This is a genomic window from Quadrisphaera granulorum, assembly GCF_003149145.1.
GTDB lineage: Bacteria > Actinomycetota > Actinomycetes > Actinomycetales > Quadrisphaeraceae > Quadrisphaera > Quadrisphaera granulorum.
In genome coordinates this window covers 90,377-115,818 of the sequence record NZ_QGDQ01000015.1, presented here as the reverse complement: position 1 = coordinate 115,818, position 25,442 = coordinate 90,377, and the positions used below count along the sequence as shown (strand labels likewise).

The window sequence follows — 25,442 nt, the reverse complement described above, 5'->3', positions numbered from 1 at the left end:
CCATCGTCGCTGCGGCGCTGGTGGTGCTGCACCTGGAGCACCACCACACCGTGTGACGCAGCGTCACCACTCAAAGTCCTAGTGGCAAAGGCTCAATGACGAGCGATGAGGTCCGCGCACTGGACGACGAGTGACCGCAAGGGAAGGCTGGCCACCCTGGACCGCGGCCTCGCAGCTCTGCACGCAGACGTCAGCGAACTCGTCGAGGCGCGACGCTCATCTGCCACTCGCCCCCGCTGGCCCGACACGCCCAAGGGTGGCGGAAGCCCATGATCACGGTCGGAAAGTGCTCGGGAAGTCCATGGTCACGGCGGGAGGGGCTGGTCAGCGGAGGGCGACGGCGTCGTCAGCGAGGAGTACCGGCACCCCGTCGACGACGGGGTAGGCCACCGGGTGCGCCGGGTCTGCCTGCGGCTCCGGGGCCAGCCCGGCACGGCCGTCAGGCAGGACGACGTCGACAAGCTCGGCCCCGGTCACGGGGTCGCGCAGGAGCGATCGGACCCACTCCTCGCGCCACGGCTCGCCCATCAGGAAGCTCCACCGCGGACTTGGGCCAGCACTTCGTCGCGCACGCGCTCCATGGTGGCAGCGTCCTCGCCCTCGGCGTTGAGGCGCAACAGCGGCTCGGTGTTCGAGGGGCGCAGGTTGAACCACCACTTCGGGCTCTCGCCCTCGGGCGAGGAGATGGTGAGGCCGTCCATGGTGTCGACGACGCCGCCGCGTGCCACCCACGTCTCGCGCACGGCCGCCGTCGTCCCCGCCACGTCGGTGACCGTCGAGTTGATCTCGCCGCTGGCGGTGTACGGGTCGAAGTCGGCGACGAGGGCGGAAAGCGCGCCGTCCTGCTCACCGAGGGCGGCGAGCACGTGCATCGCGGCGAGCATGCCGGTGTCGGCGCCCCAGAAGTCCTTGAAGTAGAAGTGCGCGGAGTGCTCGCCGCCGAAGACGGCGCCCGTGCGGGCCATCTCGGCCTTGATGAAGGAGTGCCCCACGCGGGTGCGCACCGGAACGCCACCGGCGGCGGTGATCTGCTCGGGCACGGCGCGCGAGCAGATGAGGTTGTGCAGCACGGTGGCGCCGGGGGTCTTGGCGAGCTCGCGCAGCGCGACCATCGCCGTCACCGCCGACGGGCTCACCGGCTCGCCGCGCTCGTCGACGACGAAGACGCGGTCGGCGTCGCCGTCGAAGGCCAGGCCGATGTCCGCGCCGTGCTCGACGACGGCCTTCTGCAGGTCGACGAGGTTGGCCGGCTCCAGCGGGTTCGCCTCGTGGTTGGGGAAGGTGCCGTCGAGCTCGAAGTACATGGGGACGACGTCGAGCGGCAGCGCCGGGAGTCCTGCTTCGGTGCCCAGCACGGCAGGGGCCGTGAGGCCCGCCATGCCGTTGCCGGCATCGACGACGACCTTCAGCGGACGGGAACCGGACAGGTCGACGAGGGAGCGCAGGTGCGCTGCGTACTCGGCGAGCAGCGGACGGTCGCTGCGGGTGCCGCGAGCGGCGGCCGTCGGCAGCTCGCCGGAGTCGAGGTACTGCTGGGCGAGGATCCGCACGTCGTCGAGGCCGGTGCCCGTCCCGACGGGCTTGGCGCCCGCGAAGCACATCTTGATGCCGTTGTAGGCGGCCGGGTTGTGACTCGCCGTGAACATGGCCCCCGGCGCGTTGAGGTGACCGGAGGCGAAGTAGAGGCCGTCGGTGGAGCACAGGCCGATGACGAGCACGTCACCACCGCGATCGTTCACGCCTCGGGCGAACGCGTCCACCAGCAGGGGGCTGGTGGGGCGCATGTCGTGCCCGATGACGAGGGTGCCTCCGGCCTGACCGGTGCGACCGGCCACCCCGAGGACGTCGGCCGCGGCAGCCCCGAGGGCGTGTGCGGCGGTCTCGTCAAGCTGTTCCGGAGCGAGGCCCCGGACGTCGTACGCCTTGACGATGGTGGCGAGGTCGATCCGCTGGGTCGGCACGATCGCGAAGAGTAGTCACGAGTCGGCCGCTGCGCTGCGGGGCTGGTGGAGGAGAACCTCTCATGGAGCACTGAGCTGCGCCGATGGGATGACTGCCGCGGGAGGTGTCCACCCTCCCTCGCCCCCGACGCTCCGGGTGCCCGGCACTGAACCACCGAGGAGGACCGTGGTCCCGTCCGACCCCGCCACGACCACCACCCTGCCGTCCACCCCGCTGAGCACGGGCCCCCGCCCGAGCACATCAGGGTCGCCGCGCCGCCGCCGCAAGACCGTGCAGTCCGCTCCGCTGGGGTCCCTGCTTCAGGCGGCGTCGCAGCCGACCTGCCCCGCCTGCGGCACCAGTCAGCTCACCGTGCTGTCGCTCGTCCTCACGGACGGCACCGCCGTCCGCTTCAGCTCCTGCCGCGGGTGCGAGCACCGGCAGTGGGAGACCGAAGGCACCACCCTCAGCATTACCGAGGTGCTGGAGCGCAGCCGCGCCTGACCGGCGCCTCGGGTGCTCCCTGACGCGCAGGCGTCAGTCGCGCAGCACCCTCAAGTGACCTCGACGCCCCGGCCCGCTGCCGGTGACCGGACCCGCCGCCACGGGTTCGCGCACCGGCTCGGGTGCGGGGCGCGCGGCTTCCCGGACGGCGTCGGCCAGGGCGAGCAGGTCGTCGTGGCTCTGCCGGTGCTCGTAGGCCTCCGGCTGGAGCCGCACGACCTCCCAGCCCCGCGGAGCGGTGAGGCGCTCGGCGTGGGCGGAGCAGAGGTCGTAGCAGTGAGGCTCGGCGGCCAGCGCGAGCGGGCCGAGCACCGCCGTGGAATCGGCGTAGACATACGTCAGCGTGGCAATGGCCGAAGCCCCGCACCCTGTCCTGCTGCACCGTCGCGACGCCATGACGAGACGGTACTCCCGTGCCGTCCCAGAGTCGCGGATTCGCCGTGACTCGCCGTGTTCGCGTCGCGGTGATCCCGGGCGCGTCGCACGCACGCGCCCCCCGCCAGGAGCCCTCCCGAGCCTCACTGCGCGTGGTCGTCGAGGCCGTCACGGCATACGGCCCCTAGGGTCGTGGGGTGCCCAGCGCCCGCGGTGTCCGCCGTCGCCGTCGTGACCGGCACGGTCGCGGTCTACGCGGCCCCCTCATGCCGCCGGAGCTGCCCGCCACGCGGACCCGCGCGGAGCGGTTCGACGACGTCGTCCTCGATGCCGTCGAACGCCTGGAGCGGCGCTGGGCCGAGCAGATGGCCACGATCGAGTTCGCCGTCGAGGACGTGCCCCCCGGAGACTCCGCCTCCTGGGAGCGCCCCGAGGTGGCGCTGGGCCGTTTCTTTCCCGCCACGCGTACACAACGGCCTCGCATCGTCCTGTACCGCCGACCGCTGGAGACTCGCGGCACCGACGAGGCCGACCTGGCCGCCCTCGTGCACGAGGTGGTGGTCGAGCAGGTGGCCGCCGCGATGGGCATGACACCCGAGCAGGTCGACCCGCGCTACCGCTCCGACGACGACTGATCGGACCGACGACGACTGATCGGACCGCCACCTCGCCGTGAGGCTCTGGACGACCGAGCACAGCGGTTTCGTTGCACTAAATGATCCAGATGCCTACTCTTGATGTGTGCGCGTGTCTTTCACCCAGGCGGCGCGCAAACACAAGGTCGGCAAGGCTCACGCTCTGCACGTCCTGCACACCTGCCCGGGCTGGCCTATCAGGAGCAAACGCGGGGAGGAGGCACTGCTCTTCGTTGGACCCGACGATCGAGGCCTTGAGCTGGAACTGCTCGTGGTCTTCGTCCCCGACGGTCTGCTCGTCCTTCACGTCATGCCGACCGCACTACGACGCAAGGGCCCGTAGGTCAACGCTTACCTCCTCCACCTCCACACGCCACCGCCATGCGACCTGCCGCGAGTTCTCCTCACCTTCAGGGGACGACACCATGAACAACATCAACATCCGCACCACCGACGGGCGCTCCCTCGAGGTCGACCGGGTGGAAGACCTCGATCTCGACCTCACCCCCGTGACCCTTGAAAGCGGGCGGCACCTGGACGAGCACGGCGCCGAAGACCTGGTGACTGAACTGCTCGAGACAGCCGGTCGGCCCCTACCGGCGCACCTGCGCCCAGTTGGCCGTCCCCCACTGTCAGGAGTGCCAGGAGAGTCCTCTGCGCGCATTGCCTTCCGCGCCTCTCCGGACCTGCGCGACCGCGCGGAGCAGGAGGCACGCCGACGTGGCATGAAGGTCTCTCAACTGGCTCGTGAGGCGCTGACAAGCTACCTCGCCCACCATCACTGAGAGTTCGGCGTGGACGGCGTGATCGACGCCTCCCAAGCTGCTCGAGAGGACGCGCTGCTCGATGCCCTCGGGCGCCAGGCCGTGGTACGCGAGGCCCCATTCAGGGAGAGGTGATCGTCACCGGTACCGCGGCGGGGACCTGGGCCCCACCTGCGACCGGCGCCACGGAGACGAGATCTCCCCCGTCGCCCCCGCTCGCGGGGACGCGCGAGGTCAGCGCCGCGACCACCTGACCGGCGCCGTCCTTCCCCGCGTCCTTCGCGCCCTCCACCGGGGCCACCGGGGTGAGCAGGAGCGCGATCGGAACCCCCTGGGCGCCGGCGGCTCGGGCGAGATCGTCGACGTCGGCGGCCGTGGTGGTCGATGCGGGCAGCTCCACGCGGCGTGCGCCGCTGGTGCGTCCGTCAGCTCCGACGACGGCGACGTCGACCTCCGACGCGCCCTCGGAGCTCAGCACGAGGCGGACGTCGGGTGTGGTTACCGAGCCGCTGCGGCCCGTCTTCGCCGCCGGCGGCACGGCCACGAGCGTGGCGCCGGCCAGGGGGTCGACAGCCGCGCTCCAGGCGAGGTCGCCGGGGCGGCTGCCGTCCGGCGCCGGTGCGCTGTCCGTACGGACCCCGGCCAGCACGGGTCCGTCGGCCTGGACCGAGAGCGCCACGCCGCCCGCGGGCAAGGAGGCCAGCGGCACGTCGACGACGGACTGCGCGGGCACCGCCGTCGCCGGGGCAGTCCCCGACGGCACGCTGGCCCCCGACGTCCCGACCACCGCGAAGCGGGCGACCACCGGGTCGGCGCCGGGGTTGGCCAGGCGCAGCACGGCGGGCTGCGAGCCGGCGGTGGCGACGCCGGGGACGACGAGCGAGGTGGACGGCGCCGCGGCAGGGCCGACCACGTCCGTGCCGCCGGGCACCAGGCCGTGGAGCACGGTCTCGACGAGCCAGGCCGCGACCGGACCGGCCGAGGAACGGACCTGCACCGCCAGCGGGGCGCCCGCCGCGCCGGCAGCGCCGGCAGCACCGTCGCCGGTTCCACCACCCGTCCCGGCGAGCGCACCTTCGAGCAGCACCGACCGCTGCTCCCCCGGGCCCACCGAAAGGCCCTGCAGGGCGCTCGGCTGCTGGGCACCCTGCGCGGTGAGCACCGTGACGTCAACGGTGGTCGGGGTCTGTGCGACGTCGGCGAGCACGAGGCGCGTCGAGCGGCCGGCACCGGTCCCACCGCCGACCAGCCACGTCTGCTCGGCGGGCCGCACGCACGCGGGAGCCGACAGGCCGCGCAGGTCACCGGCGGTGGTCACCGACGCGGTGGCCCCCGCAAGCAGCGGCGCGTGACCGTCGACCGGGCCCGCCGACAGGCCGGTCGCCGCGCCGGTGGACGCGGCGGCTCCGTCGACGGCGACGCGCTGCACGTCACCCAGCTGCGCGCCGGCCGCCGCCTGGGGGGTGTCCGAGCCGTCGGTGCCTCCGGTGCCGCCCGAGTGCTGGAGGAGGGGGCGACCGCTCAGCGCGCCGGGCCCGCCGCCGAGCACGAGGCCCGTCGTCCCGCTCGCCACGGACGCCGCAGCCGCCGCCCCTGCTGCCGCGGCGCCGCGGGCCGGAGTGGCGGCGGCGTCGCCGGAGGGGAGCACCGGAGCCCCGGGGCAGACCAGCTGCGCGCCCGAGGCGGGCACGGCGACGTCGACGGCGGCGGCCTGCGCCCCCGGAGCCCCTTCGGGACCGACCTGGGACCCCGGAGCGGCGACGGCGCCCAGCGCCAGCCCGCCCGCCACGAGGGCCACCGCCCCGACCGCGCTGAGCGCCCCGGCGGTGCGCCCGAAGATGCTCACGAGCCGACCTTCCCGCGCACCGGGACGGGAATCGCCATCAGGGCCGTGAGCAGCAGGATCGCGGCCTGCAGCCAGTCCCAGACGGCCGTGGCCGGCGCCCCGCGGGTGATGACGAGGTGCCCGCCCTCGGCGGGGACTTCCACGCCCAGCGCCCATCCGTCGACGGTCACCACGGGCAGCCGCTGCCCGTCCAGATGCGCCGACCAGCCGCGGTCTGCCCGCTCGGCGACGACGACGGTGCGTCCGTCCTGGCCCGCTGTCTGGCCCGCTGTCTGGCCCGCTGTCTGGCCCGCTGTCTGGACGGGTGCCACCGGCGGGATCGCGGCGTCGACGTCCTGCCCGCGGGAAGCGAGGACGCCGAGCACGCTGCCGTCGGCGGCCAGCAGCCGCGCCCGCGCGGGTCTGTCGGTGGCCGTGTCACCGCCACCGCTGGCAGGCAGCACCCGGTAGAGCACACCGGCGTCGGTGCTGCCGGCTCGCGAGAGACCAGGGACGGCGTCGAGCCGCGCGGTGGCCTGCTCGTCGAGAGCCGGCGAGCCAGCCGTGGGTTCGAGGAGGACGTACCCGATGCCGAGCCCGGAGAGCGCCCGGCGCGGATCCGTCGATCCCGCCACGAGCATCGCCGTCGCGGAGCGGAGCGCGGCGTTCGCGCCCGCCGCCGTCGTCGTCGCGCTCGCCCCGGCGAGGGGACTGCCACCGGCGGCGAGATCAGCGACGACCGAGGTGTCGGCCAGGCTCAGCGGGCCGCGGCGCAGCGCCACGCGCGCGGAGCCGTCCACGTCACGGGTGTCGAGCTGGAGGTGCAGGGTGCTCACGGCGTCGGGCGAGCGGGCGGCGTCGACGGCGACGGCGGGCTCCTGCGCCGCGGCGGCGGGCACGGTCAGGGCGGGCCTGACCGACAGCTGCGCCGTCCAGGCCGTGAGGAGGAGCACGGGCCCGGCCAGCGCGGCCGTCGCGAGGACGGCGGCCCACTGCATGCGGCGCGGGGCGGGGCGTGGACGGCCGCTGCCGTCGTCGTCCTCGTCTGGGGTTGCGTCGTGGCTTGCCTCGGGCGCAGCGTCGTCCGCGTCCAGCGCATGGACCGGCGGGGCGGACCCGAGCGTCCGCGGGGCGCGCGCGAGGGCGGCCGTGCCGAGTCCGGCGAGCACCAGGCTGGTCGCCGGGCCGGCCCAGCCTCCGGCGGCGGCCGCGAGGACACCCGCCACGAGGCCGGCGCCCGCGGTCCACCAGCCGGCGCGGGCCACGCGGGCACGCGGACCGCGCGCTGCGCCGCCCAGCAGCGCGAGGGTCAGCGCCGCCGCGCCGGGCAGCAGCGTGACGGCCGTGGCCCAGGGCGCGTCACCGGTCGAGGCGGCGAGCGCGCCGCCGCCCAGCCCGACGCCGGGTTCACCGAGCAGCAGCCGCCACGCCGGTACATCGGGCGCCGCCAGGGGCAGGCCGGGGCCGAGGAGCAGGGCGCGGGGATCGGTGAGGGCCGCCGAGAGCAGCGGGCCAGCGGCAGCGATCGGGGCGAGCAGCGCCCAGAGGACGGCCGCGGGCCAGCGCCGCGACGTCGCCGCCGTGACCACCACGACGAGCAGCAGAGGCACCAGGAGCAGCGGCGCACCTGCCACGGCGAGCGCACCGGCCAGGCCGGCGAGCGCGGCAGCGGCCAGCGCCGGCCGGCGAGCGGGTGCGGTGGCCGCACGGGCCAGCCCCAGCGCCACCCAGGGCAGCGCGAGGTGGGCGAGCAGCGCGCCGAGCCTTCCGGAACTCGACGCGGCGAGCAGCGGGGCGGACCCGGCCCACGCCAGGGCCGCCACGGCGCGAATCAGGCGCGAGCGGGTCGCGGTGCCCGCTGCGGCCCAGGCTCCCCAGGCCGCGAGGGGCAGAGCGAGCAGCAGCAGCGCCACGACGGCGAGGTGCGGTGACCCGCCCACCGGCAGGGACAGCAGCGCCAGGGCGGTGAGCAGGGGGTCGGCGGGGGCCGCGGTGCCCAGGCCGACCGGCTGCCAGTCGGAACGGGCGGCGGCCCACAGGTCACCGAGGTCGGGGGCGGCGGCCAGCGCACCGCCGACCACCTGCCGCCCGGGCGCGAGTGCACCGAGCAGGGGGTGCTGGGCCACCACACCGACCCCGAGGAGGACGGCGAGCAGCGGCACCAGCACGCCGAGACCGCGGCGCGGCGGCTCTTCGGGAGTCAGCTCCTCGCCGGGCGGGTCCAGTCGGTGGTCCAACGGCTGGTCAGGACGATCCTGCAGGTGCGGGCTCTGGCCGCCCAGCGGCTCGCGGGGCACCGGGACGTGCGGCAGACGCACCACCGGGACACCCGAGGGCGGAGTGGTGGCCGCGGCCAGCGCGCGCGCGGCGACCACCGGCAGCACGCCGGTTGGGGGGCTGATGCCCGTGCGGGCCCAGCGGTCGCGGTGCCAGCGGGCGACCTCGCGCCGGGGCACGAGCAGCGGCGCCAGCGACCTGCGCGAGCGCACCGCGGTGCTGGCTGCCGCGCGGCGGGCGGCGTGCACCCGGTCCGGTCGCGCCAGCGCCGCGAGGACAGCGGTCAGCTCGCCTCCGGCGCGATCGGGCTGCTTGGCGGCCACGCGCACGAGCAGCCGCGCCAGCCCGCCCAGCAGCACTCCAAGGGCCACGAGCGGCAGCAGCAGCGGCGCGCAGGTGGCCAGGCGGGCGTGCGCCTCGTGGCGGCGCTCGGTCCAGCGGACCGACCGGGCCGCGGAGGTGGTGCGTCGGCCGGTGCGCGTGGCGTCGACGTGGCGGACCACGGCACTGGGGACGACGACGACGCGCGAGCCCGCCAGCCGAGCGCGGCGGCACAGGTCGAGGTCCTCACCGAGGACGGCCAGCGCGGGGTCTCCCCCGAGCCGCTCCAGCAGGTCGCGGCGCACGAGCATGCCGGCGGTGGAGACGGCGAGCACGTCGTCGCGGTGGTCCCGCTGGCCCTGGTCGCGGTCACCGTGGTCGACCCCGGTCAGCCGCCGCCCCATCGCGGAGGTACTGAAGCCGACCTGGTGGAGCAGGCCCTCGTCGTCCCAATCGACGACCTTGCAGCCGGCGATCCCCACGGACGGCGCCACCTCGACAGCGGCGAGCAGCTGCTCGAGCGCGTCGGCAGCGGGGGCGCAGTCGTCGTGGAGCAGCCACACCCACCGCAGCGCGGCGGGGACGTCGGTGTGGTGGCGGGGGCTGTGCCCGCGCGGGTCGTCGCCGTCGTCGTCCCGAAGATCTGTCAGGGCGCTGGCGTCCGTGGCAGCCAGGGCCGCCCGCGCGGCGTCCAGGAGACCGGCGCGACGGCGCACCGGCAGCACGCCGAGCACCGCCGCGCCCCCGACCACACGCGCGCGGCGGGCGTGGGCGGCGAGCAGGGCGGCGCTGCCGTCGGAGGAGGCCGCGTCGAGCAGCACCACCCGGTCGGGGGTGCGCGTCTGCGCGCGGAGCGATTCCAGCGTCTGCGGCAGCCATCGCTCGCCGTCGCAGGCGAGGACGACGACGTCGACGTGAGCCATCAGCGCGTCCGCACTCCCGTCGCGGGGCGAGCGGGGAGCGCGGGACGAGGGGCGGAGCTCCCCGGCACCGGCGGCGCGCCGCACATCGCTGGCGGCGGCGCCGCGCTCCGGCGCTCCCCAGCGAGCGTGCCGGGGGCGGGGTGAGGAGGGCGCCGGGGAGGGCCCGGGGGTCAGACCGCGCGGCGCTTCACGCGGCGCCGCTCGCGCTCGGACAGCCCGCCCCAGATGCCGAAGCGCTCGTCGTTGGCCAGCGCGTACTCGAGGCACGGCACGCGCACCTCGCAGCTCATGCAGACGCGCTTGGCCTCACGGGTCGAGCCGCCCTTCTCGGGGAAGAAGCTCTCGGGGTCGGTCTGCGCGCACAGGGCGCGCTCCTGCCAGTCGACGGCGTCGTCGGCGTCACCCTCGCCCAGCATCAGGTGCAGGGCCGGGTCGGCGTCGCCGAGCTCGTCGTCGTCGCCGTCCTCGACGTCGTCGTCGGTGAGGTCGTCGGTCAGGTCGTCGACGAGTGTGTCGAGCTCGTCGGCCGAGGGGCCGGTGAGGGCCTCCAGGGAACGACGAGGCGTCACCAGATCAACACTGGCGGTGACGACGGGAAGCGATCCGGTCTCGGTGGGAAGGGCCGTCCGCGGTCGCGGCAGGCCGAGGGAGACGGTGGTGCTCTCGCTCATCTCGACTCCTTGCATCAAGTCTCAGCAAGCCCCGCGGAGGAGCTCCCACCCGGTGAGGCGGTGACTGAATTACATACGTGCGACTACTCCGCGTGCAGGCGAAACGCAGGAAGCGGTGGCTTGGGTTTGCGCGCTGGGCGTGTCGCGCCCCGCGCGCCGCGGGGCAGAGCGGACAGGTCGTGACACTCCGGGCACCCGCGGGGGTGAGGACGGATCGGACAGACCGGACGGGCGTCCCGGGTGGGCGCGAAGGTGGGGTCACTGACCTGCGGAAACGCCTCACGAGTCACAGGCGCACCACGCTTCACATGCGCCACGAATGGGCTTGGTGGCCGGGGCGGGCACCTCGTCACGCAGCGCGACGACGCGCGTACCACAGTGGCCGACCTGGGGGCACCTCCCGCTTGCGGGGGACCATGATCACGAAGGGGGTGGGTGGCCAGCGCCCATGATCACCAAAGGGGGTGGGTGACCATCCGTGATCATGGACGGTTGGCCACCTCCGCGGCAGTCAGGAACGCTCGCGTACCCGCAGCTCGACGGCCACGGAGGCGTCCACGAGCTCCTCGCCGTCCACCGTCCGCACGGCTCCGGGCACCACGTCGGCATCGAGCCGCTCGGCCCACAGCGCGACTCGCAGGCGCTCCACCGCCACCCCGACGTCGTAGGCGGGTCCGCTCACCGCGAGCACCTCGCCGTCGCTGGACACAGCAGCAGCGCCGAGACCGCGCCCGGCGGCCGCCACGTCCACGGCCCGGGCCACCCGGTCGCGCACTGGCCCGCCGGGCGCGATCGGCGGGGGCGCCACCTCGCGCTCGTCGAGCCCGAGCGCAGCGCGCACCGCCTCGACGTGCCCGAACGCGAACCAGTCGGCGGGTCCCGTCCGCACGAGCCGGGCGGCGCCGTCGCCGTCGTCGTCGCTGACGTGGGCCCCCAGCCCGCGGACCACGGCCACCGGCGTGCCGGCCGCCTTGCCCTTGACGAGGTCCGCGAGCGCGGCGACCTCGTCGGCCACGCCGCGCACGGTGACCTCCATAACGCGCCCGGACCTGTCGAGGCGTCCGCGGGCGTCATCGAGGACCTCCAGGCCCGCGGCGCCGAGGGCGAAGTCGGTGACGCCGTCGCGCCAGGGCCTGCCGCTGGTGTCACTGACCACCACCGCGGGAGCTCCCCCGGCCAGCTGCGGCTCCAGCAGGGCACGCAACCGGGAGCGCAGGGCGCGCGCCGAGGCGTCCGGGTCGGCGGGCAGCAGCAGCACGGTGCCCTCGGCGACGTCGGAGGCGTCGATGCCCGCCGCCGCCATCACCGGCCCGGACCGCGACTGCACCACCCGCGTGGTGCGCCCGTCCGGCAGGCCCCGCTCGGCCACGAGCCGCACGGACTCCCGGTCGAGGGCGCGCTCGCGCTCCGCCGCCGGGATGCTCCGCCCCTCCGCCTTGGCGACCACCTTGCTGGCGACGACGACGACGTCGGACGCCCCCAGCGCGATCCCCGCCGCGGCGCACGCCCGCGCGATCAGGCCGGCGAGGTCGTCGCTGGAGCCGATCTCGGGCAGGCCCGGCACGGACAGCGCCACCACCTCCGCGGGCGGCGGGAGTGGGGTGCTCGCCCCGGAGGGAGGGCCGGGGTGGGGGGCGCTCATGCGTAGCCTCCGTCGCGCAGGCCGGCGGCGGCCTCGAAGCGGTTGCGGGTGGGGTCGCCGCCGGCGCGCAGCTCAGCGATGCCGTAGAGCAGGGGGAGCAGCAGGCCCCAGCGCTGCCACTGCAGGACGTGGACGGCCTCGTGGCGCAGCCTGTCGTCAGCGCACGTGCGGGGGTTACCGCCCGTGACGTAGGTGGTGCCGTACGTGGTGCCGCCGCGGGCGTAGGTCCGCCCGCGGGCGCCGGAGCAGACCCGCACCCTCACGGTCTGCGCGGGTCGGCCAGGGACGGCCGAGACCCTGGGCACCTCGACGATCCGACAGGTCGCGCCGTCGGCCCGGGCGAGCGCGGCGGCGAGCAGCCCGACCCCTTCGGCCGCCACCCGCCCCACCGCCCTGATCATGGACTTCCGCCACCCCGCGGTGGGTGGCGGACGTCCATGATCACGGACGGGGTGGGGGTGGGGGGTCATGCCGCGCTCCGTTCAGGGCGGCGGCCGGTAGCCAACGCGACGTCAAGGGCGGCACCGGCCAGATCGGCAGCGGCCTGCGGCGAGCTCATGAGCAGTGGCCGCGCGATCACCCGCCCCCGGCCGGGCGCAGCGCCGGGCACCGACGTCCCGTGCAGGGCGCCGTCGGCGTCGTCGTCGACCAGCCACGCATCGAGCAGGTCCGCGTACAGACCGGCCACTCCCAGGGCGGACGTCTCCACCCCGATCGCGGACAAGCACGCGTCGGCCATGCCCCGCACCACCTTCCCCCCGAGAATCGGGGAGACGCCGACGACAGGCGCCCCGCCGTCCCGCAGCGCCTCCCTCACGCCGGGCACCCCGAGCACCGTGCCGATGCTCACCACCGGGTTGGACGGCGGCAGGAGCACGGCGTCGGCGTCGCGCAGCGCCTCCAGCACGCCCGGAGCGGGCTTCGCCGCATCGACTCCGACCTGCCTGAAGCCGGTGGCGGGGACGGAGGCCCGCAGCCGCACCCACCACTCCTGGAAGTGGACGGTCCGGCCGTCGGCCAGGTGGACGTGGGTCTCGACGTCGTCGTCGCTCATGGGCAGCAGCCGCACGCTCGGCTTGCCCTCTCCGGGGTCGGGGAGCCATCGCTCGCACAACCGCTCCACCACGCGCGAGAGCGGCAGCCCTTCCCCCAGCAGCTGCGTGCGGAACACGTGGGTGCCGAGGTCGCGGTCTCCGAGGGTGAACCAGTCGGGCCCGGTGCCGTACGCGGCGAGCTCGGAGGAGACGACATGGCTCTCGTTGCGCCGTCCCCAGCCCTGCTCCTCGTGAACGGCGCCGCCGAGCGTGTACATCACCGTGTCGAGGTCGGGGGTGATGCGCAGGCCGTGCATGGTGGCGTCGTCGCCGGTGTTGACGACGGCGATCACGCGGGCGTTGCGACGGGCGGGGTCGGGCGAGGCCGCGAGGTGGGCGAGCAGCCCGCGCAGGAAGCGCGCACCCCCGACGCCTCCGGCGATGGCCGTGATGAGCACGTCGTCCATCTTCACACCGGCTGCGGGGCCCCGGTCTGGCCGGAACGAGACCCCTCGGCCAGCATGGCCAGGGTGCGCCTCCCCAAGCTGCCGCTCGGTGATCTCGCGGACCGCGTCTCGGAGCAGCTCGCCAGCAAGCTGACCGGTCGCGACGACGATCCGGCCCCCAGCGCCACGACTGCGCCCCCCGCGCTGCCGGTCCGCCCTCCTCACGAGCCGAAACGCGTGGTGCTGCTCGGCGGCACCTCCGACATCGGCCTGGCGCTCGTGCGCCGCCTCGGGCTGGACCGTTCGCTCGACGTGGTGCTGGCCGGTCGCCCCGGTCCACGCCTGTCCGAGGCCGTGGCCGCGCTGGCCGCCGAGGGCCACCGCGTCCGACCGGTGCCGCTCGACGCGCACCAGCAGTCGACGTGGTCGCCCGCGCTGGCGGAGGCGTTCGGGTCACGCGGGGTCGCGGCGGGCGTGCCCGTGGGGCCGGTCGACGTCGTCGTTCTCGCCCTGGGGGTGCTGCCCGACGGCAAGCGCTCCTGGCAGGACCCGGCGGCCGCGGCCGACCTCGTGCAGGTGAACACCGTCGCGCCCGTAGCGCTGGCCGCCGAGGCTGCGCAGCGGTTGAAGACTCAGCGCGGGGGCACGCTGGTGGTGCTGTCGAGCGCCGCCGCGGTACGCGCCCGCTCCACCGACTTCGCCTACGGGGCGAGCAAGGCCGGGCTCGACGCGTTCGTGTCGGGGTTGCGCGAAGCGGTCCGCGGTGACGGCGTGCGCGTGGTGGTGGTGCGCCCCGGCTTCGTGCGGACGCGGATGACGGCCGGGCGGTCCGCCTGGCTGGCGACCACCAAGGAGGCCGTCGCCGACCTCACCGCCCAGGGCCTGGAGCTCGAGCGCGACGTCGTGTGGGCGCCCCCGGGCGCGCAAGCCGTCACCGAGGTGCTGCGGTGGGTGCCGCCACGACTGCTGCGCCGCCTGCGTCTCTGATCTGCCAGACCAGATCAGGACGACGACGGCGAGGGTCGCGGCCAGCGACGTCCCGCTGCGCTCACACGGGCATTCGGAACTCACACCGCGGCCCCGGTGCTCGTGAGAGCCGGACGTCGAGGGTGACCAGAGGCGCGCCGAGCAGTTCGGCAGTAGCGACGTAGCTCGCGTCGTAGCTCGTGATGGTGGCCCGGAGCTCCCGGGTCCGCGCAGCGAGGACCTCGTAGGGGAAGAGCTGGACGGGGAGAGCCATCAGATCTGCGTGGGCCTGGGCCGTCACGTCCGCTGATGCGGCGCCGCTGAGCTCCAGCCGCCTGATCACGTTGCTCACCTCGAACGGAAGAAGGGCTGGACCTGCGAGGCGGGCACCGAGCAACTGCTCTGCCGCCCAGGCGCCGCGATCGATGCCGCCGTCGGCACCGTCGGCGCCGATGAGGACGGCAACGAGCGCCGACGCATCGCAGACGACCAGGCTCACGACCGGTCAGCATCCCGCGCAGCGAGGATCTCTTCTGTCGTCACCGTGGTTCCCGTGGCGATGGCGCGTGCCCGGGCGCGGCGCACGATGTCGTCAACCGTGGGCCGCGAAGCCTGCTCAATGACGAGGGCCCTCAAATACTCCTGCAGGGATTGGCCTGCGCGAGCGGCGCGAGCCGCCAGTTCGTTCCGTGCGTCCTCAGGGACGTCCCGGATAGTCATCGACACGGGCATGCTGCCAAAGTAGCAGCGTCGCTGCTGTCCTGCTGTTACTCGAACGGCCGGGCGCCCCGTCGACTGGGTGGGCTGTCTCCCGGTCTCGAGGGTTCCAGCCGGGCGTCAGGCCACCCAGTGAGAGCGAGGCCACCCGGTGGTGAAGCCCGGTCCATGGGCGACCTAACGGTGAACAGCCGAAAACGCCACGCCGATCAGCGCAGAGTCAGCGCCGGACGTGCGAAGGACCCGGCGGGGGTTCCCGCCGGGTCGAGCCCCGTTCATTCGTCTTCGCACGCCGCCCCGACGCACGGGATGGCCCTCGGGCCGCCGGTCCGAGCCGTGCGAACGGGTCGGGATCGACGAGGCGGGAGAAGGGGTCCGGCTGCAGCAGCTCTTCAAAGCTCGGCTCGTCGGGCAGCGGTTCGCGCTCCGCCGCGATCGCAGCGCGGCGAGGTGACAGGGGCTGGTTGGTCGGAGGTGTCGGGTTCGGGGTCGCGTGCCGCGGGGCGAAGACGATGGGCGGCTCCTCCCACGGCGCGCGCCGGGCGTAGGTGCCGCTGTCGTCGTCCTCGGGGTGCAACACATGGTCGAGGAGGAAGCCCTCGTCGGAGACGACTTCGCCGTCGTGCTCGGACCACGTATAGGTGGTGCCCTCGACGACGACGGCGAACACCGCGGCCCCGTGACCGCGGCGGTGCAGCACGGGCAGCTCGTGCGCACGGGCGAGGCGCTCGAGGGCTTCGGGTGAGATGACCTCGACGGCCGTCTCGGCGCCGGGGATCTCCACGACGGGCACGAGCAGGTCGGCGAGGCACGCGGCGACGCGCTCGGTCTCGGTACTGCGCGCGTCGGCGCGGGCGGCACGGGAACGGGCGACGGCGGTCAGGATCGCCAGCACGAGCCCGCCCAATGCCGCAAGAACGAGCAGGACGACGGCGGTGACGCGCACCGGCTGGACGGGCAGCTTCAGCCCGACCAAGGACACCGAACCGGGCTCGGTGACGGTCCGCGTCTGCGGCTCCTTGGCGGTCGCGACCAGCGAGGCACTGTCCCCGTCCAGCGTGACCCGGGAGTCGGTGACGGTCAGAGGCATGGTGGCGACCAGCGGCCCCCCGGCGCTGGTGGCTGGGCCCGCACCACCGCTGTCCGGGGTGACAGTGGCCGTCAGCACCACCGCGAGAGGCTGCGCTTCGAGCCCCGTGATCGCCGCGGCAGCCGCGGACCGCGCCAGGAACGCATCGAGGTCGAGAGGCTCCTGCAGGTCGGCAGCGCCGCCTCCGTAGCGCAGCCCGGACGAGATCGGCATCGTCGTCGTCCAGCCCCCCGGACTGGAGAGCTTCGCGCTGAGGTCGATGCTGCCGGCCTCCCCTGCGGCACCGCGGTAGGCGAGGTCCGCGTAGACACCGGTCGCGACCTTCCGGAATACCGGCGCCGGCGAGGTGACGGTCGTGCCGTCATAGACGGGTGAGCGCCGCACGTCTGCGGTGTAGGAGAACGTCGCGGTGCGTACGAGGTCATCGGCGGCCTCGGTCCTGGTCTTCTCTGGCGGTGCCGTCCAGCTGCTCATCCCCAGGCCGAGACCGGCGGCCCCGAGAACCAAGACAACTCCAAGCGCCACGGGGTTGCCGGACGCGGTTATTGAGGACGAGCCCGGCCGTGGGGGCAACGGCCCCTGTCGCTGAGCCCACCGCTCGGTGTTCGCCGATCCAGCCGGGACACCGGGACGCAGCTGGCGACGCGACGGCGCGCCGGCAGCCTCGGCGCGGCGAGCCCGGGCACGCCGCGCCCGCGTTCCGCCGCGCTTTACACCAGCGGCTCCCCCGATGAGGGACAGCAGCAGTGGTCCACCGACGAGCACAGCAATGCCCCACGGGCTGCCTGCGGCGTTGACGAGCTTGCCGGCCTGGGGCACGTGGAGCATCGCTCGGCCGAGGATCTTGTCGAACGGGGTCACACCGGGGTCCCGCGTCTGACGGTTGTCACCCTTGGTGACAATGCCGTCTGCCTGGACGGCGATGATGCGGTGCAGCACCCGTGTCTTGGAAGCGTCCGGGTCGTCGTGGTCGAACGCGACGATGTCGCCGACCTGGTAGCTCTCCTTGCGCGCGGCCACCACCAGGTCTCCCTGGTAGTAGACCGGGTTCATGCTGATCCCGTGGGTGACGACGACCGTCACCCACCCGGTCTGCACGGCCAGCACGACCGCCGCCGCCACAACCACCACGAGGGTGGTCGCGACGGCGGCGACGCGCTGGCACAGGGTCACGGCATCAGGAGACCGTCAATGCGTACGACACGAGGTCGTCCGTCAGGAAGGCAGTGCCGCCTGCGCCGCTGACGGACGAGCCGGCGCCGCACTCCGAGGCGGAGTTGGCGGTGTTTCCGACCGAGGCGATGGCACTGCAGGTCCAGGAGGGGGCGGTTCGACCCGCAGTCGTGGCGGCCGATGTGAAGGTGAAGACGATTCCCGGAACCTTGGCGTTGGCGTTGTGGTCGGAGAACGTGAGGACGATCTTGCCCGTCTTCGCGGCGTCCTGTGCATCGGCCGTGTAGGCGACGCTGCTGACCGTCGTGCCGTTGACAGTCACCGTCTGCGTGCCACCGATGAAACCCGCAGACGGGGAGACGGTCAGGCCCGCCGCTGTGAAGGCGCTGCTGGCCGTGAGGGCCAGTGCGGCGCCCGAAACGCCTAAAACTATGGCGGTCTTTCGCCGCATGGCTTCCTCCGTGATGCCGTCCGATGGGTGGTCTCCGAGGCGGCATCGACGGGGAACGGCTGTGCCTTGAAGGGGGACAGCCCTGTGTCCCCCGTTTGCCTCATCTCCGGCCGCCGATCGCCCTCGCTCGGCCGATCACCGGGCGGCACCTCCGCGAACGTCCTGGTCAGGACCTCATGCCGGTGGCCACGGGCACGTGGCGCGGCAGTGTCATCCGCGCAGCGCGGCGGGGCCTGGCGATGCCGTCGAGCTCCAGCAGCCGCTGCACCCGGTAGCGGTGGCCGCGGTAGCACTCGATGACCTCGGCGCACCCGGCATCGTCGAGCACCTCACCGGTCAGCGCATAGGAGACGTTCTTGGCCACGTGGTAGTCGGCGAAGGAGAAGGCGTCGGGGTCTCCGTGGGCGCGGTGGCGCACCTCCGCCGCCGTCCACACGCCCACCCCGGGCAGGGTCCGCAGCGCCGGTTCAACGCGCTCGGGCGGCAGCAACACCGTGCGCTCCAGAGCCGGGGCGCACCGCGAGGCGTGCAGCACCACACTGCGGCGTCGCTCCTCCACCCCCGCGCGCAGCCACTCCCAGCTCGGGATGGCGGCCCACTCACGGGCGCTCGGCGGCACGCGCATCCCCTCGGCAGGGCCGCCGGGCGCTGACGGGCCACCGCTGCCGACGTCGTGAAGCCCCCCGGGCGCGACCTCCCCGAAGCGGCAGAGCAGGTCGCGCCACGCCCGGTGCGCCTCCACCCCGGTGACCACCTGCTCCAGGGCCGCCCCCACGAGCGCCTCGAAGACGGCCCGCGTCCGCAGCACCCGCACGCCGCCGTGGCGGCGCCACGCGGAGACCAGCGCGGTGTGGTGGGCGAGCGGCCGAAAGCCGGAGGAGTCCTGTTCTTCGCCGAGCAGCTCGGGGACGCCGTCGACGACGACGCCGGCGCCCGTCCCCCACGCCGCTGCCTCGACGACGCCGTGCGGCCCACCAGCGCGCAGGTGCTGCAGACGTAGCAGGGCCGTGCCCTGCGACGTGCGGGTCGCCCACCACCACGTGGCGCCCGGCCCGACACCGACGCGGCGCACCGCCGGGTCTCCCCCGCCGCGGCGCAGTGGCCCGACCGTGGCCGACAGGTCGAGCGGCTGAGCCAGCACGAGAGTGCGCTGCGCCACCGGAGCGCCACCCGCTGTCACCCGCCCATCCTGCGCTCTGCACATCCCCCCGCGGAACCCCCCATCCCTCCTCGACGATCAAGGACGTGAGCGTCACAACACTGTCGTTGCGGCCCGCAAGGAGCTGCCCGTCGAAGATCACGCAGATCGTGGTGATCGATCGGCTCCCCGTGCTTCTGGGTGGACCGATCGCGACGTTCTGCGACCTGGTGCAGCGGCAGGTGTGCAGGTGACGCGCTGTTGTGGCGTGCACTTCCTTGATCGTCACCGAGGGGGCGGGGCGAGGAGTTCTGCGGCTCGGTCGGGGCATTGTCGAGTGATCGTCGAGGAGGACGGCGGATGGGCCGAGGCGGGCTCGGAGGGCGGCGGCCTACCGTCGTCGTCGTGAGCTCCCCCAGCACCCGCGTCGATGTCCCGAAGCTCCTGGCAAGCCTGCGCGCGCAAGACTCCGGCCGCCCCCGCGTCACCTGGTACGGCGCTGACGGCGAGCGCGTGGAGCTGTCGGCGCGCGTGCTGGAGAACTGGGTCGCGAAGACGGCCAACCTGCTCGTGGAGGAGCTGGACGTCGAGGTCGGCGACACCGCGCTCCTCGCCCTGCCCGCGCACTGGCGCACGGTGGCGTGGCGGCTCGCGCTCGCCACCGTAGGTGCGCAGCTGGTGGATGAGGACGACGACGGCGTGCGCGTCGCCGTCATCCCCGACGGGACGCCCGCGCCCTCAGGTGCCGAGCACGTGGTGGTGCAGGCACTCGGCGCTCTCGCCCTGCGTGCCTCGTCGGTGCCGGCGGGGGCGCTGGACGCGGCCGCCGTCGTCGCCGGGTTCGGTGACGCGCTGCCCTACGTGCCGGACGCCCCGGGGCTGGAGGTGCCCCCGGCGCAGGCACCCGGTGCGCGGGTGCTGGTCGACGTGCGCGAGGTCGGCGACGCCACCGCGCTCGACGCCGTCCTGTCAGCGCTGGCCGGCGGCGGCAGCGCCGTCCTGCTGGGCCCAGGTGCTCCCGGAGCCGAGCGCGTCGCTGCCCAGGAGGGGGCCGCTCCCGCCTGAGCGAGTCAGCACCCGCGCACCAGCGGGTCACAGCCTCCGGGAGCGGTAGCCCGGATCTCGGGTGCGAGCCCTCGCCACGACGGCGAGGTCGATGTCGGCGACGAGGAGCTGCGCCTCGAGGCCGGCCTGCGCGATGACCGTGCCATCGGGGTCGACGACCAGGCTGCGCCCGATGGAGATCGGCTGGGCCTGCGTCACCGCCGCGACGACCGCGCCGTTCTCGATGGCGCGGGCGCGGGCGAGGACGTCCCAGTGCTGGAGCTTGTGTGGGCCAGGCACCCAGGAGGAGCACGCCGCCAGCACGTCGGCGCCGTCATCGACCAGGGCCCTCGCGAGCTCGGGGAAACGCAGGTCGTAGCAGGTCATCAGCCCGACCCGGGCCTCGGCCACCGGTACCACGACCGGGAGGGGTTCCGGTGCGGCGGCGATCCACTCGGACTCCCGGAAACCGAAGGAGTCGAAGAGGTGGATCTTGCGGTAGCTGCCCAGGAGCTCTCCGCCGGCACCGAATGCTGCGAGGGTGTTGAACGGGAGGCCCCCGCGAGGGTCGCGCTCGACCATCCCGATCACCACGGGCAACGCCCGGACGCGCGCGAGCTCCGCGACAGCCGTGCCGAACCGGCCGTCGAGGGGCTCGGCGACCTCCCCGAAACTGGCGTCGACGCGCGCCCGCTCGTACATGGCGTACTCCGGCAGCAGCAGGAGGTCCGCACCGGCGTCGGCCGCCTGACCGACGACGTCGCCCACGAGACCGAGGTTCGTGGGGACGTCGTCGACAGCGCGGAGCTGCCCCAGGGCGAGCCTCACGAGGAGGAGCGCCCCGATGACGCGGTGACCGGCACGGGGGCCTCGACCTCGTCGGCCGGGATCTCCGGCGGGAGCGTGCGGAACCCGCGGGTGACCACCGCGAGCACGACGATCCCGATGGCGAGCCACGAGAGCCCCAGGGTGATCGCCGTGGAGTCGAGGCGGGTCAGGAGGAAGAGCGTCACGGCCGCGCCGATCACGGGCAGGACGACGTACAGCACAGGATTGAGACGCTGCCCCCGCCGGCGCTGCTGGACGTAGTAGACGACCACGGAGACGTTGACCATGGTGAAGGCGAAGAAGGCGCCGAAGTTGATGAACGACGTCGACGTCGCGACGTCGAGGAAGAGAGCGGCGAGCCCGACGACCCCGATGAGCACGAGGTTGGTGACGGGAGCCTGGAACCGGGGGCTCAGCACACCGAAGACGCGGCGCGGCAAGGCTCCGTCACGTCCCATCGCGAACACCAGGCGCGCCGCCGAGGCCTGCGCTGCGAGACCCGAGGCGAACTGGGCGATCACGAGGCCGGCGATGAAGACGGCGCCGAAGACGTTGCCGCCGATGGTGATGGCGATGTCGAAGGCCGCCGAGGAGGAGTCCGTGAAGGTCCCGCCGGGGTGGACCAGCTGCGTGGTGTAGGCCACAGCGATGAAGATCACTCCGCCGATGAGCGCCACGAGGAGGATCGCGCGGGGAACCGTCCTGCGGGGGTCGACCGTCTCCTCGGTGAAGGTGGTCACGGCGTCGAAGCCGAGGAAGGAGTACGCGGCGATCGCCGCCCCGGCCGTCACACCCGACAGTGTCGCCGTCGGGTTGGTGAACGGGGCAGGGCTCACCAGACCGCCGGAACCCTGCGCCGAGACGACCGTGCCGATCGACAGCCCCACGAACACCACGATGACGAGCACCTGGAACGCCATGAGCAGGTAGTTGGCGCGGTTGGCCACCTTGATGCCGAGCACGTTGAGCACCGTGGTGACGGCGATGAAGCCGATGATCCAGATCCAGCCGGGGACGCCGGGGAACTGCGCCTGGAGGTAGGAGCCACCGATGAGCCAGATCACCATCGGCAGGAAGAGGTAGTCGAGGAGCACGGCCCACCCGACGAGGAAGCCGGCCCTCGGGTCGATGGTGCGGCGCACGTAGGTGTAGGCGGAGCCGGCAACGGGGTGGGCTGCGGCCATGCGCCCGTAGCTCGAGGCGGTGAAGAGCATCGCGACCAGGGCCACGAGGTAGGCCGACGCGCTGGCACCACCGGTGGTCTCGGCGACGATCCCGAAGATGCCGAGGACGATCAGCGGTGTCATGTAGGCGAGGCCGAACAGGACCAGGGACGGCAACCGCAGCGTGCGCGTCAGCGCGGGGGCGGTCGGAGCTGTGCTGGACATGGCTTCCTTCAGTGGTTGGTGGAGAGCTCGGCGGCAGGGTGAGTGGAGGCAGTGCTGGCGGGGACTGCGGCGCGCGGCTCCCACGTGGCGGGATCGATGCGACCGCCGTAGAGCGGGAGCGCCAGGGGGGCGTCGTCGGCGCGGAACTGAGCCCACATGCGGTTGACGCCTGCGGTGCCGTGCGTACGGACGCGGTCGACGTGGTCGAGGTCCAGCTCGACGTCCAGCGTGGTCGCCTCGTCACCGGGCGCTTCGGCGAGCACCTCCCCCTCGGGGTCCACGACGATGCTGCGGCCTCGCCCGACGGGCCCCGCGCAGTTCACGCTGACCATGAAGACCTGGTTGACGATGGCGTTGGCGCGGGCGAGCACCAGCTCGTGCGGCCTGTCGGCCGTCGTCGTCTTGACGACGTTGAGGACCACTTCCGCGCCCATCCAGGCCAGGTGGCGGGTGACCTCGGGGAACCAGGCGTCGTAGCAGATGTCGAGTCCGATCCGGACGCCGTCGACGTCGGCCACCACGAACCTGTCGCCGGGCGCATAGGGCTCGCTGGGACGCCAGGGGAAGACCTTGCGGTAGGTGGCGCTGACCTCTCCGCGCGGCGACAGGACGAGCGCGGTGTTGAAGAGCTCACCGCCCGGCCCGCGCTCGCAGATGCTGCCCGGCACCAGCCAGACGCCCGCATCCCGGGCGATCACCGCGAGGTCGCGGACCAGCTGCCCGTCCAGCGGTACCGCTGCAGCGTCGAGAGCGGCGTTGCGGTCCGGTTCGGGGTACGCGTCTGCCCCGAAGAGGTGCAGCTCGGGGTAAACGACGAGCCGAGCGCCTCCGAGCGCGTGCTCGCGCACCTGGGCGGCGAACTCGCCCAGGTCAGCACCGAGGGGGTGCGGGGGGCTCTGGGCGACGGCGACGCGGAGTGATCGCGACATGGGGTGACCTCCAGGGGTGTCCTGGGAGGAAAATAGATCAGAATGAGCGAAAAAACGAGAGGGGTCCGACGTTCCCGCAAGATGGGGTCCATGCCCTCCGCACACCCCGGCGAGACGCACCCCGCGGTCCCAGCACTCACCGCCCCTGCCGTCGCGGGCCTGACGCGGCTGTCCGCCGTCGACACCGTCCGCGGGCGGATCGGCCTGGCCATCGACCTCGGCCTCCTCTCGGTGGGCGAGGCCCTGCCCCCGGACTCCGAGGTGGCCGAAGCTCTCGGCGTCAGCGAGATCACCGTTCGGCGCGCACTGCGCTCCCTCGCCGACGACGGCATCCTGCGGCGGGTGCGCGGACGCTCCGGTGGCACCTTCGTCGCCGACACCGAGGGTGCCTCCGAGCTGCCCGCGGTGCGCGCCTTCCGCGGCGACTCCGCCGAGGTGCATCGACTCATCGACGTCCGCACCCTGTTGGAGACCAGCCTCACGCACTTCGCCGCACGCGAGGCCGATGCCCGTGACATCGAAGCCCTGGAGGAGGCCGTCTCAGACGCCCGCGCCGCCACGGACTGGACCGGGTACCACGCCGCCGACGAGCGGTTCCACCTCGGTGTCGCACAGGCAGCCCACCGGCCGCACCTCGTCGGCCCCTACCGGGACGCGCTGCACCGCCTCTACGCCTACTTCGTCCCCTACCCGATCGAGTACCTGCACGGCGTCAACCGCGAGCACGCCGACCTCGTCGACGCCCTCCGCACCCACGACGCCGTGGCCGCTGTCGCCATCGCCGAGCGCCACGTGGCAGCCCTCCACACGACGATGTTCGTCGGTCTGACCCGGTGACTCAGGAAGCGACCCACACCTCGTCATGGGCTCCGGGGACGGCGACGATCGGCGCGCCGAGCTACGCGCTCGTCGACGACGTGCTGACTCGAGCCCCCCTGGTCCTGGCTCCGAGCACAGGGGTGGCGCAGGCGGCGACCGCGATGACGTCCGCCGGCCTGGGGTGTGCGGCGGTGCCGATCGGCGGCGGGTTCGCGGTGCTCACGGACGCCGACATCCGCGCCTGGGTGGCCGTCGGCTGCCCATCGTCCGCTGACGCAGCTTCGCTCGCCCGCTGTGCGGCGCCAGTGGTGCGACTCGGCACGTCGGCGACGGCGGCGCTCATCGGCCTGCTGGACGCCGACGTCGAGCACGTCGTGGTGATCGACGACGACGGCGCGCTGCGCGGACTGATCTCCGCGCGAGACCTCGTCGTGTCTCCGACCACGTCGAGCGCCTCCCTGCACGAGCAGCTGCGGCGCGCATCGTCGGTGGGCGAGCTAAGACGCCGCGCCCAGCGACTGCCCGTGGTGATGCGTGACGCCACGCGCCGAGGGCTGCCCGCCAGCCAGGTGACCGCGGTGCACTCCAGCCTGCTCGACACTCTCGTGCGGCGCACGATCGAGCTGGTGGTGGCGCGCACCGCGGACCTCGACACCTCGCGCTTCACGTGGCTGGCACTGGGCAGCGGTGGGCGGCGCGAGGCTGTGCCCAGCTCCGACCTCGACGCCGCCGTCGTCCTTGATGACGGGCTGAGCACGGACGAGGTCGAGGCGTACCGCGCGGCGGTGGCCGATGTCGTGGTCGAGCTCCGCTCGATGGGCCTGGCCAGCGACGAGCACGGGGCCAACCCGTCGCACCGCCTCTTCTCTCGCACGGCATCGCAGTGGCGGGACGGAGCGCGCGAGTGGCTGTCCGATCCGTCGCAGGCCCAGGGTGCTGTGCCGTCGAAAGGGACGGTGCTGGTCTCCCTGCTCGTCGACGGTCGGCCGGTGGTCGGTGACCCAGAGGCGCCGAGCGTGCGAGAGGCCTTCCACGAGCTGCGCACCCACCCGGCGGCGATGCGCCTGCTGCTGCACCAGGCCCTGGTCACCCGCGCCAGGCTGCCCTCGGGCTGGGATGTGCTGAGGGGCCGTGGCGGCTCGTTCGACGTCAAGGCCCACGCCCTGACCCCGATCGTCCACCTGGCCCGCTGGTCGGCTCTCAGCGCTGGGTCACCGGCGCTGGGCACCGTCGACCGGCTGCGTGCCACGGCCGGCACGGTGGTGCTCCCGCAGGTCGAGGCATCGACGCTGGTGGAGATCTTCGAACTACTGCAGCGGCTTCGGCTGCGTCACCAGCTGGAGCAGCTGGACGCCGGCGAGGCGGCGACGGACGTCGTCGTCATCGACAAGCTCTCGCCGATCGACAGGAGCGTCATCCGTCAGGCCGTCCGCGAGGTCGCCGCGGTGCAGCGCCGGGCGGCCAACCTGCTCGCCGCGGCACCGGCGGCACTGGCAGAGATCGCTCCCTGAGACCGGCACGGCCCGACCGCTCGCGAGACC

At 73.8% G+C, this 25,442-nt stretch carries 26 protein-coding genes; 9 read left to right on the top strand and 17 right to left on the bottom strand.

Going from position 1 to position 25,442, the window contains the following annotated elements; genetic code table 11:
- Nucleotides 1-324: 324 nt before the first annotated feature.
- A complete protein-coding gene (locus tag BXY45_RS12935) occupies nucleotides 325-528 on the bottom strand; it encodes a Trm112 family protein (protein WP_109774923.1) in 204 nt (67 codons plus the stop codon).
- Nucleotides 528-1,964: a phosphomannomutase/phosphoglucomutase gene (locus BXY45_RS12930; RefSeq protein ID WP_109774922.1), complete on the bottom strand. Its 1,437-nt coding sequence runs from the start codon at nucleotides 1,962-1,964 to the stop codon at nucleotides 528-530. Before BXY45_RS12930 ends, BXY45_RS12935 begins: the two co-directional genes overlap by 1 nt.
- A 163-nt stretch (nucleotides 1,965-2,127) precedes the next feature.
- On the opposite strand from BXY45_RS12930, the gene BXY45_RS12925 reads away from it, so the two are divergent.
- On the top strand, nucleotides 2,128-2,445 hold the full coding sequence (locus BXY45_RS12925) for a hypothetical protein (RefSeq protein WP_109774921.1): 318 nt from the start codon (nucleotides 2,128-2,130) through the stop codon (nucleotides 2,443-2,445).
- A 33-nt stretch (nucleotides 2,446-2,478) separates the two neighbouring features.
- Here the strand turns inward: BXY45_RS12925 and BXY45_RS12920 are convergent, their stop codons facing one another.
- A complete protein-coding gene (locus BXY45_RS12920) occupies nucleotides 2,479-2,841 on the bottom strand; it encodes a DUF3499 domain-containing protein (RefSeq protein ID WP_109774920.1) in 363 nt (120 codons plus the stop codon).
- Between the two features lie 176 nt (nucleotides 2,842-3,017).
- Here BXY45_RS12920 and BXY45_RS12915 point away from each other — a divergent pair, with 176 nt between their 5' ends.
- From BXY45_RS12915 to BXY45_RS12905, 3 genes are all read left to right on the top strand, one after another.
- Nucleotides 3,018-3,455 (top strand): metallopeptidase family protein, encoded by a 438-nt coding sequence (locus tag BXY45_RS12915; protein ID WP_245961790.1) that lies wholly within the window; start codon nucleotides 3,018-3,020, stop codon nucleotides 3,453-3,455.
- A 112-nt stretch (nucleotides 3,456-3,567) separates the two neighbouring features.
- Nucleotides 3,568-3,798, top strand: coding sequence for a hypothetical protein (locus BXY45_RS22915; RefSeq protein ID WP_146211192.1), 231 nt, complete (start codon nucleotides 3,568-3,570; stop codon nucleotides 3,796-3,798).
- 82 nt (nucleotides 3,799-3,880) lie between these two features.
- Complete coding sequence (locus tag BXY45_RS12905) at nucleotides 3,881-4,240, top strand: hypothetical protein (RefSeq protein ID WP_109774917.1); 360 nt, start codon at nucleotides 3,881-3,883, stop codon at nucleotides 4,238-4,240.
- Nucleotides 4,241-4,340: 100 nt separating this feature from the next.
- On the opposite strand, the gene BXY45_RS12900 is transcribed toward BXY45_RS12905, so the two are convergent.
- From BXY45_RS12900 to cofD, 6 genes are all read right to left on the bottom strand, one after another.
- Nucleotides 4,341-6,065 carry a DUF5719 family protein gene (locus BXY45_RS12900; RefSeq protein WP_109774916.1) on the bottom strand — a complete coding sequence of 575 codons (1,725 nt, stop codon included), beginning with the start codon at nucleotides 6,063-6,065 and terminating at the stop codon, nucleotides 4,341-4,343.
- Nucleotides 6,062-9,565, bottom strand: coding sequence for a glycosyltransferase (locus BXY45_RS12895; RefSeq protein ID WP_146211191.1), 3,504 nt, complete (start codon nucleotides 9,563-9,565; stop codon nucleotides 6,062-6,064). Before BXY45_RS12895 ends, BXY45_RS12900 begins: the two co-directional genes overlap by 4 nt.
- Nucleotides 9,566-9,735: 170 nt before the next feature.
- On the bottom strand, nucleotides 9,736-9,981 hold the full coding sequence (locus BXY45_RS24860) for a WhiB family transcriptional regulator (protein WP_170131492.1): 246 nt from the start codon (nucleotides 9,979-9,981) through the stop codon (nucleotides 9,736-9,738).
- 766 nt (nucleotides 9,982-10,747) lie between these two features.
- A complete protein-coding gene (cofE, locus tag BXY45_RS12880; RefSeq protein WP_109774914.1) occupies nucleotides 10,748-11,878 on the bottom strand; it encodes a coenzyme F420-0:L-glutamate ligase in 1,131 nt (376 codons plus the stop codon).
- Complete coding sequence (locus BXY45_RS12875) at nucleotides 11,875-12,267, bottom strand: Fe-S oxidoreductase (protein ID WP_109774913.1); 393 nt, start codon at nucleotides 12,265-12,267, stop codon at nucleotides 11,875-11,877. Before BXY45_RS12875 ends, cofE begins: the two co-directional genes overlap by 4 nt.
- Nucleotides 12,268-12,344: 77 nt before the next feature.
- Nucleotides 12,345-13,370, bottom strand: a complete 1,026-nt coding sequence (gene cofD, locus BXY45_RS12870) for a 2-phospho-L-lactate transferase (RefSeq protein WP_109774933.1) — start codon at nucleotides 13,368-13,370, stop codon at nucleotides 12,345-12,347.
- A 72-nt stretch (nucleotides 13,371-13,442) separates the two neighbouring features.
- On the opposite strand from cofD, the gene BXY45_RS12865 reads away from it, so the two are divergent.
- Entirely contained in the window at nucleotides 13,443-14,345 is a 903-nt protein-coding gene (locus BXY45_RS12865) for an SDR family NAD(P)-dependent oxidoreductase (RefSeq protein ID WP_211319531.1), read from the top strand.
- 61 nt (nucleotides 14,346-14,406) lie between these two features.
- On the opposite strand, the gene BXY45_RS12860 is transcribed toward BXY45_RS12865, so the two are convergent.
- The 5 genes from BXY45_RS12860 to BXY45_RS12840 all read right to left on the bottom strand — a co-directional run bounded on the left by BXY45_RS12860 (nucleotide 14,407) and on the right by BXY45_RS12840 (nucleotide 18,935).
- Nucleotides 14,407-14,823 (bottom strand): type II toxin-antitoxin system VapC family toxin, encoded by a 417-nt coding sequence (locus BXY45_RS12860; RefSeq protein ID WP_109774911.1) that lies wholly within the window; start codon nucleotides 14,821-14,823, stop codon nucleotides 14,407-14,409.
- Nucleotides 14,820-15,044: a FitA-like ribbon-helix-helix domain-containing protein gene (locus BXY45_RS24855; protein ID WP_425468328.1), complete on the bottom strand. Its 225-nt coding sequence runs from the start codon at nucleotides 15,042-15,044 to the stop codon at nucleotides 14,820-14,822. The genes BXY45_RS12860 and BXY45_RS24855 overlap by 4 nt, the downstream gene beginning before the upstream one ends.
- Before the next feature lie 217 nt (nucleotides 15,045-15,261).
- On the bottom strand, nucleotides 15,262-17,304 hold the full coding sequence (locus BXY45_RS12850; protein ID WP_109774909.1) for a signal peptidase I: 2,043 nt from the start codon (nucleotides 17,302-17,304) through the stop codon (nucleotides 15,262-15,264).
- Between the two features lie 4 nt (nucleotides 17,305-17,308).
- Nucleotides 17,309-17,755 (bottom strand): hypothetical protein, encoded by a 447-nt coding sequence (locus tag BXY45_RS12845; RefSeq protein ID WP_146211189.1) that lies wholly within the window; start codon nucleotides 17,753-17,755, stop codon nucleotides 17,309-17,311.
- A 166-nt stretch (nucleotides 17,756-17,921) separates the two neighbouring features.
- Complete coding sequence (locus BXY45_RS12840) at nucleotides 17,922-18,935, bottom strand: DNA-3-methyladenine glycosylase family protein (RefSeq protein WP_211319530.1); 1,014 nt, start codon at nucleotides 18,933-18,935, stop codon at nucleotides 17,922-17,924.
- 65 nt (nucleotides 18,936-19,000) lie between these two features.
- On the opposite strand from BXY45_RS12840, the gene BXY45_RS23310 reads away from it, so the two are divergent.
- Together BXY45_RS23310 and BXY45_RS12835 are read left to right on the top strand one after the other, a co-directional pair.
- Nucleotides 19,001-19,147 (top strand): hypothetical protein, encoded by a 147-nt coding sequence (locus BXY45_RS23310; protein ID WP_170131491.1) that lies wholly within the window; start codon nucleotides 19,001-19,003, stop codon nucleotides 19,145-19,147.
- Between the two features lie 151 nt (nucleotides 19,148-19,298).
- A complete protein-coding gene (locus tag BXY45_RS12835) occupies nucleotides 19,299-19,958 on the top strand; it encodes a TIGR03089 family protein (RefSeq protein ID WP_146211188.1) in 660 nt (219 codons plus the stop codon).
- A gap of 27 nt (nucleotides 19,959-19,985) precedes the next feature.
- Here BXY45_RS12835 and BXY45_RS12830 read toward each other — a convergent pair whose 3' ends face one another.
- Genes BXY45_RS12830 through BXY45_RS12820 form a run of 3 tightly spaced genes read right to left on the bottom strand, consistent with a single transcriptional unit; the run spans nucleotide 19,986 to nucleotide 23,082 of the window.
- The gene (locus tag BXY45_RS12830; protein WP_109774906.1) at nucleotides 19,986-20,765 is read right to left on the bottom strand and encodes a carbon-nitrogen hydrolase family protein; all 780 of its coding nucleotides are present in this window, start codon (nucleotides 20,763-20,765) and stop codon (nucleotides 19,986-19,988) included.
- On the bottom strand, nucleotides 20,762-22,153 hold the full coding sequence (locus BXY45_RS12825) for an APC family permease (RefSeq protein WP_109774905.1): 1,392 nt from the start codon (nucleotides 22,151-22,153) through the stop codon (nucleotides 20,762-20,764). Before BXY45_RS12825 ends, BXY45_RS12830 begins: the two co-directional genes overlap by 4 nt.
- 8 nt (nucleotides 22,154-22,161) lie before the next feature.
- Entirely contained in the window at nucleotides 22,162-23,082 is a 921-nt protein-coding gene (locus tag BXY45_RS12820; RefSeq protein WP_109774904.1) for a carbon-nitrogen hydrolase family protein, read from the bottom strand.
- Between the two features lie 90 nt (nucleotides 23,083-23,172).
- On the opposite strand from BXY45_RS12820, the gene BXY45_RS12815 reads away from it, so the two are divergent.
- Entirely contained in the window at nucleotides 23,173-23,919 is a 747-nt protein-coding gene (locus BXY45_RS12815) for a FadR/GntR family transcriptional regulator (protein ID WP_170131490.1), read from the top strand.
- Nucleotides 23,916-25,412, top strand: a complete 1,497-nt coding sequence (locus tag BXY45_RS12810) for a putative nucleotidyltransferase substrate binding domain-containing protein (RefSeq protein ID WP_109774902.1) — start codon at nucleotides 23,916-23,918, stop codon at nucleotides 25,410-25,412. Before BXY45_RS12815 ends, BXY45_RS12810 begins: the two co-directional genes overlap by 4 nt.
- The last annotated feature ends 30 nt before the right edge of the window (nucleotides 25,413-25,442 follow it).